Source organism: Dechloromonas aromatica RCB (assembly GCF_000012425.1).
In genome coordinates this window covers 4,002,295-4,020,534 of the sequence record NC_007298.1, presented here as the reverse complement: position 1 = coordinate 4,020,534, position 18,240 = coordinate 4,002,295, and the positions used below count along the sequence as shown (strand labels likewise).

At 60.2% G+C, this 18,240-nt stretch carries 19 protein-coding genes and 1 tRNA gene; 3 read left to right on the top strand and 17 right to left on the bottom strand.

The window, feature by feature from the left end; genetic code table 11:
• Positions 1–82 precede the first annotated feature (82 nt).
• From DARO_RS19095 to DARO_RS19065, 7 genes are all read right to left on the bottom strand, one after another.
• Complete coding sequence (locus DARO_RS19095; RefSeq protein WP_011289467.1) at positions 83–361, bottom strand: type II toxin-antitoxin system HicA family toxin; 279 nt, start codon at positions 359–361, stop codon at positions 83–85.
• Positions 362–416: 55 nt separating this feature from the next.
• The gene (locus tag DARO_RS19090; RefSeq protein WP_011289466.1) at positions 417–902 is read right to left on the bottom strand and encodes a phosphatidylglycerophosphatase A family protein; all 486 of its coding nucleotides are present in this window, start codon (positions 900–902) and stop codon (positions 417–419) included.
• Positions 886–1,863, bottom strand: a complete 978-nt coding sequence (gene thiL, locus DARO_RS19085) for a thiamine-phosphate kinase (protein ID WP_011289465.1) — start codon at positions 1,861–1,863, stop codon at positions 886–888. The genes DARO_RS19090 and thiL overlap by 17 nt, the downstream gene beginning before the upstream one ends.
• Before the next feature lie 4 nt (positions 1,864–1,867).
• Positions 1,868–2,359 carry a transcription antitermination factor NusB gene (nusB, locus tag DARO_RS19080; RefSeq protein WP_011289464.1) on the bottom strand — a complete coding sequence of 164 codons (492 nt, stop codon included), beginning with the start codon at positions 2,357–2,359 and terminating at the stop codon, positions 1,868–1,870.
• The gene (gene ribH, locus DARO_RS19075; protein WP_011289463.1) at positions 2,356–2,838 is read right to left on the bottom strand and encodes a 6,7-dimethyl-8-ribityllumazine synthase; all 483 of its coding nucleotides are present in this window, start codon (positions 2,836–2,838) and stop codon (positions 2,356–2,358) included. The genes nusB and ribH overlap by 4 nt, the downstream gene beginning before the upstream one ends.
• Before the next feature lie 5 nt (positions 2,839–2,843).
• Positions 2,844–3,953 (bottom strand): bifunctional 3,4-dihydroxy-2-butanone-4-phosphate synthase/GTP cyclohydrolase II, encoded by a 1,110-nt coding sequence (gene ribBA, locus DARO_RS19070; RefSeq protein ID WP_011289462.1) that lies wholly within the window; start codon positions 3,951–3,953, stop codon positions 2,844–2,846.
• A 101-nt stretch (positions 3,954–4,054) separates the two neighbouring features.
• Complete coding sequence (locus DARO_RS19065; protein WP_049758797.1) at positions 4,055–4,648, bottom strand: YceI family protein; 594 nt, start codon at positions 4,646–4,648, stop codon at positions 4,055–4,057.
• A gap of 263 nt (positions 4,649–4,911) precedes the next feature.
• Here DARO_RS19065 and DARO_RS19060 point away from each other — a divergent pair, with 263 nt between their 5' ends.
• Positions 4,912–6,411 carry a polyamine aminopropyltransferase gene (locus DARO_RS19060; RefSeq protein ID WP_011289460.1) on the top strand — a complete coding sequence of 500 codons (1,500 nt, stop codon included), beginning with the start codon at positions 4,912–4,914 and terminating at the stop codon, positions 6,409–6,411.
• 7 nt (positions 6,412–6,418) lie between these two features.
• Here DARO_RS19060 and DARO_RS19055 read toward each other — a convergent pair whose 3' ends face one another.
• The 9 genes from DARO_RS19055 to DARO_RS19015 all read right to left on the bottom strand — a co-directional run bounded on the left by DARO_RS19055 (position 6,419) and on the right by DARO_RS19015 (position 14,956).
• Positions 6,419–8,167, bottom strand: a complete 1,749-nt coding sequence (locus tag DARO_RS19055; protein WP_011289459.1) for an EAL domain-containing protein — start codon at positions 8,165–8,167, stop codon at positions 6,419–6,421.
• 44 nt (positions 8,168–8,211) lie between these two features.
• Entirely contained in the window at positions 8,212–9,303 is a 1,092-nt protein-coding gene (gene ychF / locus DARO_RS19050; RefSeq protein WP_011289458.1) for a redox-regulated ATPase YchF, read from the bottom strand.
• Positions 9,304–9,313: 10 nt separating this feature from the next.
• Positions 9,314–9,892 carry an aminoacyl-tRNA hydrolase gene (gene pth, locus DARO_RS19045; protein WP_011289457.1) on the bottom strand — a complete coding sequence of 193 codons (579 nt, stop codon included), beginning with the start codon at positions 9,890–9,892 and terminating at the stop codon, positions 9,314–9,316.
• Between the two features lie 69 nt (positions 9,893–9,961).
• Positions 9,962–10,573 carry a 50S ribosomal protein L25/general stress protein Ctc gene (locus tag DARO_RS19040; protein WP_011289456.1) on the bottom strand — a complete coding sequence of 204 codons (612 nt, stop codon included), beginning with the start codon at positions 10,571–10,573 and terminating at the stop codon, positions 9,962–9,964.
• A 56-nt stretch (positions 10,574–10,629) separates the two neighbouring features.
• Positions 10,630–11,580: a ribose-phosphate pyrophosphokinase gene (locus DARO_RS19035; RefSeq protein WP_011289455.1), complete on the bottom strand. Its 951-nt coding sequence runs from the start codon at positions 11,578–11,580 to the stop codon at positions 10,630–10,632.
• Positions 11,581–11,672: 92 nt separating this feature from the next.
• A tRNA-Gln gene (locus tag DARO_RS19030) sits at positions 11,673–11,749 on the bottom strand.
• 74 nt (positions 11,750–11,823) lie between these two features.
• On the bottom strand, positions 11,824–12,648 hold the full coding sequence (gene ispE / locus DARO_RS19025; protein ID WP_011289454.1) for a 4-(cytidine 5'-diphospho)-2-C-methyl-D-erythritol kinase: 825 nt from the start codon (positions 12,646–12,648) through the stop codon (positions 11,824–11,826).
• Positions 12,649–12,668: 20 nt separating this feature from the next.
• Positions 12,669–13,241, bottom strand: a complete 573-nt coding sequence (gene lolB / locus DARO_RS22005) for a lipoprotein insertase outer membrane protein LolB (RefSeq protein ID WP_011289453.1) — start codon at positions 13,239–13,241, stop codon at positions 12,669–12,671.
• A complete protein-coding gene (locus DARO_RS19015) occupies positions 13,238–14,956 on the bottom strand; it encodes a tetratricopeptide repeat protein (protein WP_011289452.1) in 1,719 nt (572 codons plus the stop codon). Before DARO_RS19015 ends, lolB begins: the two co-directional genes overlap by 4 nt.
• Positions 14,957–15,056: 100 nt before the next feature.
• On the opposite strand from DARO_RS19015, the gene mutM reads away from it, so the two are divergent.
• Together mutM and DARO_RS19005 are read left to right on the top strand one after the other, a co-directional pair.
• On the top strand, positions 15,057–15,890 hold the full coding sequence (gene mutM, locus DARO_RS19010; RefSeq protein ID WP_011289451.1) for a bifunctional DNA-formamidopyrimidine glycosylase/DNA-(apurinic or apyrimidinic site) lyase: 834 nt from the start codon (positions 15,057–15,059) through the stop codon (positions 15,888–15,890).
• Between the two features lie 67 nt (positions 15,891–15,957).
• A complete protein-coding gene (locus tag DARO_RS19005) occupies positions 15,958–17,907 on the top strand; it encodes a dynamin family protein (RefSeq protein WP_011289450.1) in 1,950 nt (649 codons plus the stop codon).
• 62 nt (positions 17,908–17,969) lie between these two features.
• Here the strand turns inward: DARO_RS19005 and DARO_RS19000 are convergent, their stop codons facing one another.
• On the bottom strand, positions 17,970–18,227 hold the full coding sequence (locus DARO_RS19000; protein ID WP_011289449.1) for a YfhL family 4Fe-4S dicluster ferredoxin: 258 nt from the start codon (positions 18,225–18,227) through the stop codon (positions 17,970–17,972).
• Between the last annotated feature and the right edge of the window lie 13 nt (positions 18,228–18,240).

The window sequence follows — 18,240 nt, the reverse complement described above, 5'->3', positions numbered from 1 at the left end:
CCGCTAGGGCAAGCCAAGGATTCATGAAAAAGCCACCGCAAAGGTGGCTTTTTCGCTTCTCGCGCGGAGAGGTGATCAATCCTCAGTCCTGCTTGGCTTCATACGCCGATAGCGTCACCCCGGCATGAGTCAGCACATCGCGGATAGCCTTGATGTCGGTCTTGCTGCAGGTGCTGCTGTTGTGCGGATGGTGCAGGAAGGCTTCGACCTTGTTCAGGGTGATCTTGAAGCGGGCTCCATGCGAGGGTTCAACTTCGGCGCCGAGGTGGAGGAGGAGCGATTCGATTTCGCGCCAGTGGATGTTCGCCGACGGCGGATCCTGGAAGATGCTGCGCATCAGGTGGGCATGCTTATGACTCATGATGAAGCTCCAAGCGTTGGAGACGTCGTTATTCTATGCCTGTGGCGTTCGAACGTCAGGCAAAAACGATCTTGAGCAGGGCCAGTGCGAGCAAAGTGTACCCGGCCGCAACAAGATCGTCAGCCATGACGCCAAAGCCGTTCTTGACGTGCTCGTCGAAATAGCGGGCCGGTTGCGGCTTGGTAATGTCGAAGTAGCGGAACAGCGCGAAGGCAGCCAGTTGCCAGAAAAATGTCTCCGGCGTCATCAGCAGGACCAGCCAGAAGGGAACAATCTCGTCCCAGACGATGCTGCCATGGTCGGGGTCGCCAATGGCCTTGCCGGTAACGTCGATGAACCAGATACCGGCAAGGTAGGCTGCGGCCAACAGAAAGAGCAGCTGGAAATCGCCAAAGTAGCTGTGGAAAAGCGCGAAGGTAATCCATGCGAACAAGGTGCCGAAGGTGCCGGGCGCCTTGGGGGCCAGTCCGCTACCGCAGCCGAGCGCGAAGAAGTGCGCTGGGTGGGCGAGCAGGAAAGCGAAATCAGGTTTCGGCGCCAAAGTGCTCGTATCCCTTGTGATTGAACTCGACCGGCTTGCCGTCCGGGTCGAATACAGCGACTTCGCCAGCCTGGCCGGTCACCATTTCGCCAATGTTCCACAGCGGCAATTCGAGTTGGGCGGCAATTTGCGCAATGGCCAGACTTTGGCTACCGGGGGCAGTGAAGCAGAGTTCGTAATCGTCGCCACCGGCCAGCTGGCATTCGAGGGCAATGCGTCGAAGGTCGGCATCGTAGCTTTCGCCCTTGGGCAGGTGCGGTAGCTGAACGAGTTTGACGGCGGCTGCACAGGCAGAGCGTTCGGCAATGTGGCCGAGGTCGGCCAGCAGACCGTCGGAAACATCGATCGCGGCACTGGCGATGCCGGTCAGTGCGAGGCCGAGGGCAACGCGCGGGCGCGGCTTTTCGAGGGCGCCGACGCATAGCCGTGGCCACGGTTCTGGCAGCTTGACCTTGCCTTGCAGATAGGCGAGGCCGAGGGCGGCGAGGCCGGGACGGCCGGATACCCAGATCTGGTCACCGACCTTGGCGCCATCGCGGCGCAGGGCTTGGCCGGGTTCGACTTCGCCGATGGCGGTGATGCAGACGTTGAGCGGGCCCTTGGTGGTGTCGCCGCCGATGACGTCGACGCCGTATTCCTGGGCACAGTTGAAGAAGCCGCTGGCGAAGGCGGCGATCCAGGCCTCGTCAACGCTCGGCAAGGCGCCGGCCAGCGTGACCCAGCGCGGTTGGGCGCCCATCGCAGCGAGGTCGGAGAGATTGACGGCGAGGGCTTTCCAGCCGAGATTCTTCGGGTCGGTGCCGGGCAGGAAGTGTGTGCCGGCCACCAGCATGTCCGTGGTGATGGCCAGTTGCTTGCCCGGTGAGGGCTGGACCAAGGCGCAGTCGTCGCCGGGGCCGAGGATAGCCGACGGGGTCGGCCGGGCGAAGTACTTGTCGATCAGCGCGAATTCGCCGGCCATAGGCTTATTTCTTGGCTTGCTTGCGGGCCGCAACCTCGTCCGGGCGCAGGATGGCCGCGACCTTGTCGAGCACGCCATTGACGTACTTGTGGCCATCGGTGCCGCCGAAGGCTTTGGTCAGCTCGATGGCTTCATTGATGATCACGCGATAGGGCGTTTCGGCATGGTTGAGCATCTCGAAACTACCCAGCATCAGGATGCAGGCTTCGACCGGGGATAGTTCGTTGAACGGGCGGTCGATATGGGTGGAAACCTGTTCGATCAGCTTTTCTTGCTGGCTGATGACGCCGCGCAGCGTGCCGACGAAGAATTCACGGTCGGCCTTGGCGAAGCCTTCCATTTCCGGTGCGTAGGCTTCGATGGAGGCCTCGTCGGCGCCGCCGACACGCCACTGGTAGAGGCCTTGCAGCACGAATTCGCGGGCCCGGCGGCGGGCCGATTTAGGCGGTGCCTTGACGTCCTGGGGATGTTCGCTGTCGCTGAGGAAGGTGGTCATTGGAGCAGGGCTTTCTGGAGGTTGGCCATTTCGACAGCGGCCTGGGCGCAGTCGGCGCCCTTCGGTTGCATGCGGACTTCAGCCTGTTCGTCGGTATCGCAGGTCAGGATGCCATTGGCGATGGGCACGCCGGTATCGAGCTGGACTTCCATGATGGCACGGCAGGCATCGTTGGAGACCACTTCGAAGTGGTAAGTGTCGCCGCGGATCACGGCACCGAGGGCGACCAGTGCGTCGAAGCTGCCACTCTGGGCCATGCTTTGCAGGACGAGCGGTGCTTCCAGCGCACCGGGCACGGTGGCGATGGTCATGTCCGCGTCGGCGACGCCAAGGCGCTTCAGTTCGGCGATGCAGGAAGAGAGCAGGCCTTCGCAGACCGGCAGGTTGAAGCGGCACATGACGACGCCGACTTTCAGGCCGGCGCCGTTGAGGTTGCTGTCGTATTCGAAGACGTTGTCGAAGCGGGAATTCGTGGACATGGTGCTTAGAGCTCCGCAGGAGAGGTGACGAAACCGGTGACTTCAAGTTCGAAGCCGGTCATGGAAGGCATCTTGCGCGGGCTGGAGAGCAGACGCATCTTGGTCACGCCGAGGTCACGCAGAATCTGGGCGCCGATGCCGTAGCTGCGCGGGTCCCACTTGGCGGGGGCGGTCGGGGCGGTGCCGGTCAGGCGGGAAAGCAGCGCCGCGCCATCTTCCGGGCGATGCATCAGGACGATGACGCCGTGGCCGTGCTTGGCCAGCGCAGCCTGCGCCTGGTCGATCGAGAACGCCTGGCGTTTGCTGGCCGGATCAAGGAAGTCGAGGACAGATAAGGGCTCATGGACGCGAACCAGGGTTTCGCCGCCGGCCGGGAGGCTGCCTTTAACCATGGCGAGGTGCGTGGCGCCGCTGGCCCGATCGACGTAAGCGTGCAGGGTGAAATCGCCGTGGGCCGTGGAGACGGTTTTGCTGGTGACGCGCTCGACCAGGGTTTCCGAGGAGGCACGGTAATGGATCAGGTCGGCGATGGTGCCGATTTTCAGGCCATGTTCCTTGGCGAATTCGATCAGTTCCGGCAAACGGGCCATCGTGCCGTCGTCGTTCATGATCTCGCAGATAACGGAGGATGGCTCCAGGCCGGCCATGCCAGCGAGGTCGCAGCCGGCTTCGGTATGGCCGGCGCGGACCAGCACACCACCTTCGCGGGCGGTGATCGGGAAGACGTGGCCGGGCTGCACGATGTCGTCAGCCGTCGATGCCTTGTTGACGGCGACCTGGATGGTGCGCGCCCGGTCAGCGGCGGAGATGCCGGTGGTGACGCCCTCGGCAGCTTCGATGGAAACGGTGAAGGCGGTGCCGTAAACCGTACCGTTGTTGCGCGCCATCTGGGTCAGCCCCAGCTTTTTGCAGCGTGCTTCGGTCAGGGTCAGGCAGACCAGGCCACGGCCGAACTTGGCCATGAAATTGATGGCTTCAGGCGTGATGTGCTCGGCGGCCATGACGAGGTCGCCCTCGTTTTCGCGGTCTTCTTCATCGACCAGGATGACCATGCGGCCGGCCTTGAGTTCGGTGACGATTTCAGCAGTGCTGGCTATGGCGGGATGGGGGGGCATGGGGGTAATCCGGGAACAGCAAAGGGGGTGCTATTTTCGCAGAAACAGGCAATTAGCACATGACTTTAGTGAGATGGCGGCGATCCGGTGCCGCGTTGAGATCAGGGCAGGTAAGCCTCGACCTGAATGCGCAGGCGCACTTCGTCGCCGATGAAAGGTTGGCCGTTGTTCATGCCGAATTCGGAGCGGCGCAGGCTGCCCAACGCATCGGCGCCGCAGCCACGCTTGCGGTTGGCGAGATTGAGGCCGCACTTGAAGCGACTGATTTCCAGACGCATCGGACGAATCTCGCCGAGCATGGCCAGCGTGCCTTCGACCGCACTTAGCCGGTCCTCGGTGAATACCAGTTTCTGGCTGCGAAACAGGATGTCCGGGAAGGCTTGGACATTGAACCAGCTGTCGCCGCGTAGTACGTCGTCGCGCAGGTCGAACCCGGTGTCGAGCGAGGCGGCATCAATGCGGATGTCGATACGTCCTGTCCTGCCTTCAGGGTCGAATTCAACGATGCCGCTGCTGCGGTTGAACTGGCCGCGTTGCGTCGAAAAGCCGAGGTGGTCGATTTCGAAGCTGGCGTAGGTGTGCGTCGAATCAATGGTGTATTCGGCCGCCTGTGCGGCAGGGGGGCTTAGAACCAGCAGGAGGAGAGGCAGGAATGCGCTTCGCCAGTGGGGTTTCCTTTGGGGAGAAGTCGACATGAAAATGAGCCAGTTTCCGGTAGGGGGTACTGCTCTGACCGCTCCGGTGCTGCGCCGTTCCATGCTTTTCGGGTTAGCATCCTGGTGGTCTGCTACGCAATTAACTGAACATGAAAGCTTGTCTTTGCACCGCTGGCGGTGTTACTCATCCTCGCGATAGCTTCGGCTATCGCTGCCGGGGTTTGCAAATTCGGCGCCTAGCCAACGGCACAAATTCAGCGCCTTCACCCTGTTCAGCCAATTACGAAGCAGACCACTAATCCATGCGGCATGCCCTCCTTTTTTCCGTCTTTGTCATCGCCTCCTGCGGGCTGGCCTACGAGCTGATTGCCGGCGCGCTATCGTCCTACCTGCTCGGCGATTCGGTGACGCAGTTCTCGACGGTGATCGGTACCTATCTTTTCGCCATGGGGGCCGGTTCGTGGTTGTCGAAATACATTACCCGCGACTTGATCGGCCGCTTTATCCAGATCGAACTGATGGTCGGCTTGCTGGGCGGTTTCTCGGCGGTTGGACTGTTCCTGGTGTTTACCTGGCTGTCAGCCCCCTTCAAGCTGGTGCTCTATCTGGCGGTTTTCGGCGTCGGCGTTCTGGTCGGTCTGGAGATTCCGCTGGTCATGCGTATCCTGAAGCGCGAGCTGGCTTTCAAGGATCTCGTATCGCAAGTCCTCACTTTCGATTATCTCGGTGCGCTGGCAGTCTCCATTCTCTTTCCGCTGGTCCTTGCTCCACAACTGGGCATGGTCCGCACCGGGCTGCTGTTTGGTGTCCTGAACGTGGCGGTAGCGTTGTGGGCGTTGCATCTGTTTCGCGAGCAATTGCCGAGTCGCCGCTGGCTGGCGATGCAAAGCTGGGGGGTGTTCGGTCTGCTGGCGATCGGTTTTGCCGGAGCCGGGCAATTGACGACCTTTGCCGAGGCACACCTCTACGCCGATGAAATCGTCCATGCCGAAACCACGCCTTATCAGCGTATTGTCGTTACCCGTTGGCGCGACGATCTGCGGCTCTTCCTGAACAATAATCTGCAATTTTCCTCGCATGATGAGTACCGTTATCACGAGGCCTTGGTTCACCCAGGGTTGGCTAGTCTGCCGGGGGCGAAGCGGGTGCTGGTGCTGGGCGGTGGCGACGGGCTGGCCGTACGCGAAATTCTCAAGTATCCGAACGTCGAATCGGTGACGCTGGTCGATCTCGATCCGGCGATGACCGATCTATTCGCAACGGCACCGGCACTGGTTGCATTGAATCAGGGGGCGCTGAAATCGGAGCGGGTCACGGTGGTCAACGCCGATGCCCTGCAATGGCTGGAGGACAGCAAGGAGTACTTTGACTTCATCGTCATCGACTTTCCCGATCCGGCCAATTTTGCGCTCGGCAAGCTCTATACCTCGGCGTTCTACCGGCTGATCGAAAAACGGCTGTCGGCCCGTGGGCTGCTCGTCGTGCAATCGACTTCCCCCCTCTATGCCCGCCAATCGTTCTGGTGCGTGGTGGCAACGCTGGAAAGTGCGGGCTTCAAGACGGCTCCCTACCATGCGCTGGTGCCCTCTTTCGGTGAGTGGGGTTACATCATTGCCGGCCGGCAGGCGTTTTCGATGCCTGCGTTTGCTTCGGACAAAACCCGATTTTTGACCAGCGAAACCCTGGCCGGTATGTTCAACTTTCCGGCCGACATGGCACGGGTACCGGCTGAAGTTAACCAGCTGAACAATCAGGTATTGGTGCGCTACTTCGAGACTGAGTGGCGCAAGGTCATCCGCTAGTCGCGGCCTAGGGCCGAGCCGCCTGATGCGCCTTGAGGTAAGCGATGGTTTCCTCGAAGGGCATTGGCTTGCTGTACAGATAGCCTTGCAGCGTGTCGCAGCCGAGACTGGCCAGGAAGGCACGCTGCGCCTCGGTTTCGACGCCCTCGGCGACCAGTTCCAGGCCCAGGCTGTGGCCAAGCGCTATGGTTGCAGTGCAGATGGCCGCATCGTTGGCATCGATTTCGATGTCCTTGACGAAGGATCGGTCCAGCTTCAAGCGCTGGATCGGCAGATGCTTCAGATAGGCTAGCGACGAGTAGCCGGTACCGAAGTCATCAATGGCCAAGACGATGCCCATTGCGGCCAGCTGGTCGAGTATCGACAGCGTGGTTTCCGGGTTCTGCATGGCCGTGCTTTCCGTGATTTCGAGTTCGATGTCTTCGGGGCGCAGGTCGTAGCAGGACAGGGCGCCGCGGACGAGCAGGAGCAGGTTTTCGTGGCGTAGCTGCTGGGCGGAAATGTTGATCGCAATGCGGATGTCTTCTATGCCGTGCTGCTTCATCTGGCGAATCAGGCGACAGGTTTCCCAGATCACCCAATCACCAAGCGGCTGGATCAAGCCGGTTTCTTCGGCGATGGCAATGAAGCGCATCGGCGAAACCTGCCCAAAGATCGGATTGTTCCAGCGCAATAGCGCCTCAAGCCCGAACACCTGGCCGGTGGCTGTTTGCACTTGGGGCTGGAAGTGCAGGGAGAATTCGCTGTCGCCTGGCGAAATGGCCGAGATGGCCTGGCGAAGTTCGTTTTCCATGTGCAGTCGTTCGCCCGCCGCCTCGTTCATGCGGGCGGTGTAAAACTGGTGGTTGTTGCGACCGGCGTCTTTCGCGTGATACATCGCGGTATCGGCATTGCGTAGCAGGGTGTTGGCGTCGCTGCCGTCGATCGGAAACAGGCTGATGCCAATGCTCGGCGTGGCATACAGCGCGTGATCGGCAATCCTGTAGCTGTCGGCCATGTTCTGCTGCACCTTGTTGGCCACCCGGGCGGCCGTCAGGGGGGACTCGATTTCCGGCAGAACAATGACGAATTCGTCGCCACCGATGCGGGCAACGAGATCGCTGGAACGCACGCTTTCGCGCAGGCGCAAGGCGACTTTTTGCAGCAGTTCATCACCGACGTGATGGCCGAGCGTATCGTTGATGTTCTTGAAATTGTCGAGGTCAATCAGCATCAGCGCGAGCTGGCGGTTGTCGCGTTCGCAGCCACGCAGGGCTTGCGCCAGTTGCGACTCGAAAGCAAGCCGGTTGGGCAGGTTGGTCAGCGGGTCGTGGTAAGCCAGATAGGCGAGCCGGTCGGCGTATTCCTTGCTGGCTTCCATTTCTGAAAAATTGGCGACATGATTTTCAATCTGGCCCTCGGCGTCCCGCAAGACGGCAATCTTCAGCCAGCGGTTATAGCGTTCGCCATTCTTGTTTTTGTCCCAAATCTCGCCTTCCCAGAAGTCCTTTGTGGCCAGTGCGTTCCAGATGCTCGCATAATGTTCGGCTGTCGAATTATCGGAGGCAAGGACCCGGGGATCCTTGCCAAGCAATTCGTCGGAGGCATAACCACTCAGCTGGCAAAAGGCGCCATTGGCCGCGACGATCAGATTGTCGCGATCGGTGACGAGAATGGCGTCCTGACTTTGCTCGTAGGCGCGTAGTAATGCCGCTCTGGAGAGAACTTCTCCTTCAGTGGCTGGCTGCCTTGCGGTAGCGGCGACGAGATCTGTCATTCGCGCAATCTATGGAATCAATGTCCTGATTCTAAACGCATGACTTAGACGTTAAACAAGAAATTCATTACGTCGCCATCCTTGACCACATATTCCTTGCCTTCAGCGCGCATCTTGCCCGCTTCCTTGGCGCCAGCTTCGCCCTTGTAGGTAATGAAGTCTTCAAAGGCGATGGTCTGGGCGCGGATGAAGCCGCGCTCGAAGTCGGTGTGGATGACGCCGGCCGCCTGCGGGGCGGTGTCGCCCTGGTGGATGGTCCAGGCACGGACTTCCTTGACGCCTGCCGTGAAGTAGGTCTGCAGGCCGAGCAACTTGTAGCCGGCATGGATCAGGCGGTCGAGGCCCGGTTCTTCGAGGCCGAGATCGGCCAGGAACATTTCCTTTTCCTCGTCGTCGAGGTCGGCAATTTCCGATTCGATCGAGGCGCACAGGGAAACCACTTCAGCCTTCTCTGCGGCGGCATGGGCGCGCACGGCATCGAGCAGCGGATTATTCGTGAAGCCGTCTTCCGCCACGTTGGCGACATAAAGGACCGGCTTGGCCGTGATCAGGCAGAAAGGCTTCAGGCAGGCCCATTCTTCCTTGGAGAGGTCGAGGGCGCGCACGGCCTTGGCCTGGTCGAGCTGGGTAAAACACTTTTCGAGCACGGCGACCAGAATTTTGGCTTCCTTGTCGCCGGAACTGGCCGGGCGGCGGTAGCGGTTGAGCGCTTTTTCGACGGTGGCCATGTCGGCCAGGGCCAGTTCGGTATCGATGACTTCGATATCACGCAGCGGATCGACGCCGCCGGATACGTGTACCACGTTGTCGTCGGCGAAGCAGCGCACAACGTGCACCACGGCATCGGTTTCGCGAATGTTGGCCAAGAACTGGTTGCCCAGGCCTTCGCCCTTGGAGGCACCTGCCACCAGACCGGCGATATCGACGAACTCGACGATGGCGGGCTGCATCTTCTGCGGCTTGACGATCTCGGCCAGCGCCTTCATGCGCTTGTCCGGCACTTCGACGATGCCGACGTTTGGCTCGATAGTGCAGAACGGATAATTGGCCGCTTCAATGCCAGCCTTGGTCAGGGCGTTGAAGAGGGTGGATTTGCCGACGTTGGGCAGGCCGACGATGCCGCATTTCAAAGACATGGGTTTTTCCTTAGACGGCTTTGCCGTGCAACTGTTGTTGAGCGCCGGCAAAGTCTCCGGCGGCGAGTTTTGGCCAGGCCAGCAGGCAGCGGGCGAGGGCGTGTTCTATATCCGGCAGTTCTTCCTTGCGCGGCTGGTGCAGTACGAAATCAACGACCTGTTGCGACAGGTTCAGGGTGCGCGGGTGGCCGATGCCGAGGCGCAGGCGCCAGAAATCCGGTGTGCCGAGTTTGGCCTGGATGTCTTTCAATCCATTGTGGCCGCCGTTGCCGCCACCCTGCTTGAGGCGGATGCCGCCGGGCGGCAGATCGAGTTCATCATGGATGACGAGAATCTCGTCCGCCGGAATCTTGTAGAAATTGGCCAGCGCCGCGACCGCCTGGCCGGAGCGGTTCATGAACGTGGTCGGCTGCAGCAGCCAGGTTTCGCCGGTGCGCGCTGCCCGGCCAAAGAACTTGGCCTGTGGGGCGAGCGATACCTTCAGCTTGTCGGCCAACTGGTCGACAAACCAGAAACCGACGTTATGCCGGGTAGCTTCGTATTCCGGGCCGGGGTTACCGAGGCCGACGATCAGGCGGGGAGCGTTCATGGCTATAAGTGCGAAAAGGCCGCCGGCGGCATGATGCCTGCGGCGGCCATTACTGCGGGATGCCGGAAATTACTCGGCGGCAGCAGCTTCGCCTTCAGCGGCTTCTTCAGAAGCGCCGCCCTTGCCGACGATGCCGACGACGACGGAGTCATCAGCGGTGTGGTGCACGATCTTGACGCCCTTCGGCAGCTTGAGCTGGGACAGGTGAATGCTGCCACCAATCTTCAGGGACGACAGGTCGACTTCGATGAACTCGGGCAGGTCGCCAGCCAGACACTGGATGTCGACTTCGGTCATCACGTGGTTGACCAGGCCGCCGTTGAGCTTGACGCCCGGGGCAACTTCTTCGTTGACGAAATGGAGCGGCACCTTGACGTGCAATTCGTGCGTGGCATCAACGCGCTGGAAGTCGACGTGCAGGACGAGCGGCTTGTAGGCGTGAACCTGGGTGTCACGGAGCAGAACCTGTTCCTTCTTGCCGTCAATGATCAGGTTGATGATCGAAGAATGAAAGGCTTCCTTCTTCAGCTTCAGCAGCAGATCGTTATGGTCGACTTCGATCGATTGCGGGGCGGCTGCGCCACCGTAAACGATACCCGGTACTTTGGCAGCGTGACGCAGGCGGCGGCTCGCACCCGTTCCCTGCAGCGTACGCGCTTGCGCGTTAAGTTCGAATTGCATGGTGATACTCCAATGTTTTTCCCGGTCCGCGACCAGAACGGGAAGGTTTAAAAAATTTAGTCGATGAACAGCGACGAGACGGAATCGTCATTGCTGATCCGGCGAATGGTTTCGGCCATGATTTCTGCCACGGAAAGCTGGCGGATGCGCGGGGAAGCGGCAGCATCGTCACGCAGCGGAATGGTGTCGGTCACAACCAGCGCGTCGAGGTCGGAGCTATTGACGCGCTCGATGGCTGGGCCGGACAGCACCGGGTGGGTGCAGTAGGCAACGACCTTCTTGGCGCCATTGGCCTTCAGGGCGGTGGCGGCCTTGCACAGGGTGCCGGCGGTGTCGACCATGTCGTCCATGATGATGCAGGTGCGGCCATCGACTTCACCAATGATGTTCATCACTTCGGAAACGTTGGCTTTCGGGCGGCGCTTGTCGATGATCGCCAGGTCGCATTCGAGGCGCTTGGCCAGCGAACGGGCGCGAACGACACCACCGTGGTCAGGCGAAACGACCAGCGGGTTTTCGTAATTCTGCTTGCGGATGTCGTCGAGCAGGATCGGCAGGGCGTAGATGTTATCGACCGGAATGTCGAAGAAGCCCTGGATCTGTTCAGCGTGCAGGTCCATGGTCAGCACGCGGTCGACGCCAGAGGCGACGAGCATGTTGGCGACCAGCTTGGCGGCGATGGGCACGCGGGAGGAGCGCGAACGGCGGTCCTGGCGGGCGTAGCCGAAATAGGGGATGGTGGCGGTGATCCGGCCGGCCGAGGCGCGCTTCAGCGAATCGACGATGACCAGCAGTTCCATCAGGTTATCGTTGGTCGGGGCGCAGGTGGATTGCAGCACGAAGATATCTCGGCCGCGGACGTGTTCCTGCAATTCGACGCTGACTTCTCCGTCAGAGAAACGACCGACATTGGCGCGACCGAGGTCGACATTGAGCTGTTTTGCGACATCGGCGGCCAGTTTTGGGTTGGCATTGCCGGTGAAGACCATCAAGCTGTTGTAAGCCATTTCCGCGTTCCTCCGGACTTTAAGCATAGTCGCCTGTATTCGCCCGATACAATGAAAATCGGGCAGGCTTGTGACCTGCCCGAAGGAAATTTTGGCTGGGGAAGAAGGATTCGAACCTTCGAATGCCGGAATCAAAATCCGGTGCCTTGACCAACTTGGCGACTCCCCAGCGGGTTGCTCGAACGGGTTCGCGTCCGAGCGAGGCGCGAATATTACAGTAGTCGCCGGAAGAAATCCAGCTCTTTATGAAATTTTTGCGAGCGGGTGTTCGCCAAGCCCATCGGCGATCCAGGCGTTCATGTCAGCGGGGCATTGCGCCAGGATGGCTTCTGCCTCGCGACGGCTGGCGAAGCCGGCAAAGACGCAGGCGCCGGAGCCGGTCATCATCGCCTGTGGTGCATGTTGTTTCAGCCAGTTGAGGTATTCGGCGACCGCAGGAAATTTGGCGCAGGCCACAGCTTCAAGGTCATTGTGGCCTTGTCCGGGCTGCCATTCGCCGTGCCGAATGGGAGGGGTGTCGCGCTTGAGTTCAGGGGCGCCGAAAATGGCCGCGGTCGGGACGTGGATTGCGGGATGCAGGACCAGATAGCTTTGCGGTGGTAATTCGATATCGGTAAATGCTTCGCCGATACCTTCAGCAAAGGTGTTGTGGCCATGCACGAATACCGGCACATCGGCGCCGAGAGTGAGTCCGAGTTTCTCCAGTTGGGGGCGAGTCAGGCCTGTCTGCCAGAGATGGTTCAGCGCGAGCAGTACGGTGGCTGCATCGGAAGAGCCGCCGCCCAGTCCGCCACCCATCGGCAATTGTTTGTCGAGATGGATGGTGGCGCCTTGTCGGCAAGCGCTTGCCTGCTGCAACAGGCGGGCAGCACGGACGGTCAGGTCGCTGTCGGTCGGGACGCCGGGGATCGGGGTGGCAAGGACGATTTCACCATCGCTGCGCGGCTCGAAACGGAGCGTATCGGCTCGGTCGATGAAGCGGAAGACGGTTTGCAATAGGTGGTAGCCATCGGCGCGCCGGCCGATCACGTGCAGAAAAAGATTAAGTTTGGCCGGCGCAGGCCACAAGCTGTCCCAGTTCCAGTTGCTCAAGGTGTTTCTTTCCACTCTTCGATGCGCAATTTCAGTTCGATTTCGCCGTCGCGGGAAATATTCAGTCGGCTGGGCAGGGCGGCTGGCGCTTCATCATCATAGGTGTAGTCGACCTGCCAACCGTCTTCCAGCAATTTTCCAGGGCGACCAATCGGGTCGTTAAAGATTTGCGCCTTGCCTCCGGAGCGCCCAAGCAGCCAGGCCGGCATGCGAGTGACCGGCAGACGCTGGCCGGTGACTTCTTCAATCAGGGTATCGGGATCGGTCGATTCGCTTTGCTTGCCTTCGGCGGTTCGTAGTCGGGACAGTTCGGGCGTGGTTTCAATTTCAGCCAGGCCGTAGCCGAGGGGGCTGGACAGCAGGACGCGGTCGCTGCGGTTCCGGTGGGTCCAACTCAGGCGGCCGCCTGAGCTTTGCGGCGCCTGGTCGGGCATGGCCACACGCAGGGCGAATCGGCCTTCCAGAGAAAAATCGCGGATATTGTCGCGGTGCTGCAGCGTGGCGGGGGGCGCACTGGCGCAACCGGCCAGTAGGCTGACCGTGAGCAGCAGGGAAAAGCGGAGTCTCAAGGCAGTAGTTTCTTGACGGCGCCGATCAGCACTTCGTTGTCTGGATTGGCCTTGGCAGCCGCTTTGAGGAGACTGCGGGCTTCGTCCTTGCGATCCAGCGCCCACAGAACCTCGCCGAGGTGGGCGGCAATTTCCGGGTCGGCCTTGATCTTGTAGGCCTGCTCCAGTGTTTGCAGGGCTTCGGTGAGCTTGCCCTGGCGATAGAGCACCCAGCCCATGCTGTCCATGATGAAGGGATCTTCCGGTGCCAGACTGAGCGCCTTGGCAATCAGGTCATGGGCTTCCGGCAGGCGAATGTTGCGTTCGGCCCAGGAGTAGCCCAGTGCATTCAGGGCGTGGGCATGGTCGGGTTTGATGGCGAGCAGTTGTTTGAGGTGGGTTTCAAGCAGCTCCGGTTTGCCGATGCGTTCTGCCGTCAGGCCTGCTTCGTAGAGCAGCTCGGTATTGTCGGGTTGCACGGAAAGGGCACTATCGAGAACGATGTATGCGTCGTTATGGCGGCCTGCTTCGCGCAATAGCTGTGATTCAGCCAGGGTTAACTGGGTGCGTTCGGCGACCGTGCCGCCGCGCGTGTTGTGCAGGAGTTCGCGGGCCTCTTCGCTTTTGCCCTGTTGCAGCAGGATCTGGGCGGCTCGCGAGCGGGCCGCGATGTATTGCTCGCCGCCAGTGACCTGGCGGAAGTGCTCGAGTGCCATTTCCGGTTTTTTCTGTTCCTGGTCGAGTTGGCCAAGGAAGAAGTGCACGGTGTTTTTGTCCGGGAAGTCGGTGGTCAGCAAGTGTTCGAGCTGTTTACGGCCGGTGTTTGCGTCACCCTGCTGCAGGGCGAGCATGGCAACCGGGTAAATGACTTCCGGGCTGTCCGGGTTGTCCTTGATCAGGCGATCAAAATGCTGGCGCGCTTCGCTGTAGCGTTTTTCGCTGATCAGCAGACGGGCCAGGGTCAGGCGGGCATCGCGGGCGGTAGCGTTGTGGCTGACAAAGTCTGCGAGGCTGTCTATCGCCGTCTTGCCGGATTGGCGCGCTTGTAGTTGGGCGCGAGCCAGCGCGGCCATTTCCCAGTCGGGGCGGAGTTGCAAGGCCTTTTCTGTTTCGTTCAGGGCGCGCAGGTTGTCGTTGGCGTTCGATGCCGCCTGGGCCATCGCAAAATGAGCCTCGGGCAGGCTGTCGTAGGGGGTTGCAATACGATCGACCAGGGCTTGTGCGGATTTCTTGTCGCCGATGCGGGAGAGCATGCGATTCAGATGCAGCAGGTTGCTGGCCAGATTTGGCTTGTCCTGTTCAAGTAGCGCAGTCAGTTGCGGCGCCAGGTCGTCAAGGCGGTTGGCCATGACCAGCAGGGAAGATTGCGTTTGTCTGGCTTGTGCGGAATCGGGTTCGATTTCTATCCACAGTTTCGAGAGTTCGAGTGCGCGGTCATACTGGCGGGCAAACCCGGCAACTTCGGTGGCCCGGGCGATCACCTTGGGGTCGCGGGTACGTTGGGCGAGATCGGTCCAGGCATCGGAGCCGAGCCTGGCATCACCGCGCTGCAGGGCGAATTCGCCGACCAGTGCCTGGAAAACGGTGCGTGCCAGCAGATCCTCCGAGGATGCTACGCGGGCCGCCATGCGTTTGGCGATAGGCTTGGCGGGGGGCTCGTCGGCGGCCAGACCGTATCCGCCTTGGGTGAGGCCCAGGGCGAGGGAGATGGCGGCAGCGATGAACTTCGGTGACATGGAAGGCTTTCGATCAAGGTTTGCGTGAAGCAGTCTCATTGGAGCGCATAGAATCCAATAAGTTTGCGATGGTATTTGGGTTTTGTCGGGGGAACAAGTAATGCCGGAATTGCCGGAAGTGGAAGTCTGTCGCCGCGGGCTGGAGCCGGAGCTTGCTGGGCAGGTGATACAAGGAGTGGTTATTCGTGCGCCGAAGCTACGGCACGAGATCCCTCCTGCGTTGGCAACGCTGTTGCCGGGGTGCCGGGTGGTCGCTGTTCGTCGTCGCGGCAAGTATTTGCTGCTCGATTGCGAGCGGCGTGGTGTCCAGGGTACGCTGATCATTCATCTCGGCATGTCGGGCAATCTGCGCTTCGTGCCGTTCGATCTGCCGCCGGCCAAACACGACCATTTCGAGTTGGTGCTGGCCGGGCAGATTCTCCGCTTTGCCGATCCGCGTCGGTTCGGTGTCGTGCTCTGGCAACCGGGGCCGCCCGCCTCGGCTGAGTGCCATCCGTTGCTGGCGACGCAGGGTATCGAGCCCTTGTCCGAGATGTTTACGGCTGAGTGGCTGTATGAAGCGATTGCCCGGCGTAGCGGGCCGATCAAGCCGACCCTGATGGATAGCCACCTAGTGGTTGGGATCGGTAACATCTATGCCTCAGAGAGCTTGTTTCGTGCCGGCATCTCGCCGCTGCGGGCGGCCAACCGAGTCAGCCGGGCGCGCTATGAAATTCTGGTGCCGGCCATACGCGAAACCTTGTCGGATGCAATTGCGGCCGGCGGCAGCAGTATCCGCGACTATGTACACAGCGATGGCGGGGCCGGCTGTTTTCAGATTCAGGCCGGTGTCTATGATCGCGCCAACCAGCCTTGTCTGCGCTGTGGCGGGGTCGTTCGCCAGATTCGGCAGGCCGGGCGAAGTACTTACTACTGCACTGGCTGTCAGCATTAAAAGCTGCCTGCAAGCTACTGTTTTTATGCTAAATTGGAGTTTCCGATAGGATCCGGGAATACAAAATATGTCGCTTGCCAATCAATTTGCCGCCTATACCGCCTGGCGCTCCCGCCTCGCCAACTATATTGGCGAGCTGCAGGGCTGGCTGAATCAAAACGAGCTTTCCGATGCCCAGAGCGACCTGCGCCTGACGCAATTGCTTGAGCGGCTGCGCGAAGATCGTCTGAATGTTGCCTTCGTTGCCGAGTTTTCGCGCGGCAAGTCGGAGCTGATCAACGCCATCTTCTTTGCCGATTACGGTAACCGAATGCTGCCTTCGTCAGCCGGCCGGACGACGATGTGCCCGACTGAATTGATGTTCGATGGCAACAAGTTGCCCAGTATCGAGTTGTTGCCGATCCAGACGCGATCTTCGAATTCCAGCGTCAGCGAATACAAGCGTTTTCCGGATGAGTGGACCAAGGTGACGCTCGATACCGAATCGCCGGATGCCATGCAGGATGCACTTCGCCACGTCAGTGAAACGACGCGAGTCACGCCGGAAGAGGCTTCTCGTCTTGGTTTTGAGGTAGGTGAGGGGCAGATCGAACTGTACTGCGTCGGTGATGACGGCCTGGTTGAAGTGCCGCGCTGGCGCCACGCCATGATCAACTTTCCGCATCCGTTGCTCAAGCAAGGGCTGGTCATTCTCGACACCCCGGGCTTGAACGCCATCGGTGCCGAGCCGGAACTGACGCTTTCACTACTGCCGAATGCCCATGCCGTATTGTTCATCCTGGCCGCCGATACTGGTGTAACCCAGTCCGATATGGCGATCTGGCGCGAGCATATTTGTGGTGGCGGCATGGCCAAGCGCGGTCGCATGGTCGTGCTCAACAAGATCGACGGCCAGTGGGACGAGTTGAAGACGGCGGAAGAAATCGACGCCGAGATCGAGCGCCAGGTTAATACCAGTGCCGATATCCTTGAACTGCCAGCCAGCCAGGTTTTCCCGGTTTCCGCCCAGAAGGGGCTGGTCGCCAAGATCAACGGTGATAGCGCCTTGCTTGAAAAGAGCCGCTTGCCCTTGCTGGAAGCGGCCTTGTCCAAGGAGCTGATCCCGGCCAAGCGCGACATTGTTTGCGAAAGCACCGAGAGCGAGTTCGGGGATGTCAGCCGCCGTGTGCGCGGGTTGCTCGATACTCGCCTCGTCGGCTTGCGCGAGCAATTGACTGAATTGACGGAATTGCGCGGCAAGAACAAGGGCGTCGTCGAATACATGATGGGCAAGGTGCGCTCGGAGAAGGACGAATTCGAGTCCGGCTTGCAGCGCTACTATGCGGTGCGCAGTGTTTTTTCGACGCTGACCAACAAGCTGTTTGCCCACCTTGGTCTTGATGTACTCCGCCAGTTGACGCACGAAACCCGTGAGGCGATGCTCGAAGCGGCGTTTTCCAAGACCTTGTCCGATGCCATGGCGCATTTCTTCTCGCAGTCGCGTGATGCACTGGCCAAGTCGAATACCGAAATCAGCGAAATCCTGTCGATGATGGAGGCGGTTTACAAGAAATTTGCTGTCGAGCATGGCCTCAAGCTTGGCTCGCCGACGACCTTCTCACTGCTTCGCTACGAAAAGGAGCTCGATCGCCTGCAAGCTTGGTGCGACGATCACCTGAACACCATGGTCAGCCTGCTGACCCATGACAAACGGAATATCACGCAGAAGTTCTTCGAAGAAGTGGCAGTCCAGGTTCGCCGCGCCTTCGAGCACGCCAATCGTGATGCGGAAGTCTGGCTGCGCGCTGTCATGGCACCGATGGAAACGCAGGTGCGGGAGCACCAGATTCAGTTGAAACGTCGCCTGGAGAGCATCAAGCGCATTCACCAGGCAACCGACACGCTGGAGGATCGTATTACCGAACTGGACGGCGTCGAGAAAAACCTGCTACAGCAGATCGATGCGTTGGAAGAGATCATCGGTCGTGTTCAGGAAATGCTCCTGCCGCTCACCTCGCAACAGCTGGAAGCGGCCTAGCCCGCAACGGGCAATAAAAAACCCGCGAAATTCGCGGGTTTTTTATTGGTATCGCAAAAGACTCAGGCGCGCTTGTTGCCAGTGAGCTTTTCGTACTTGACCCAGAGCTGGTCTTCGCTTTCGACAACATCCGGATTCTTCGGGATGCAATCGACCGGGCAGACCTGGACGCACTGCGGTTCGTCGTAGTGGCCGACGCATTCCGTGCACTTGTTCGGGTCGATGACGTAAACCTCTTCCCCTTGGGAAATGGCCTCGTTCGGGCATTCCGGTTCGCACACATCGCAATTGATACATTCGTCGGTAATCATCAGAGCCATAGCTGTTCCTCTC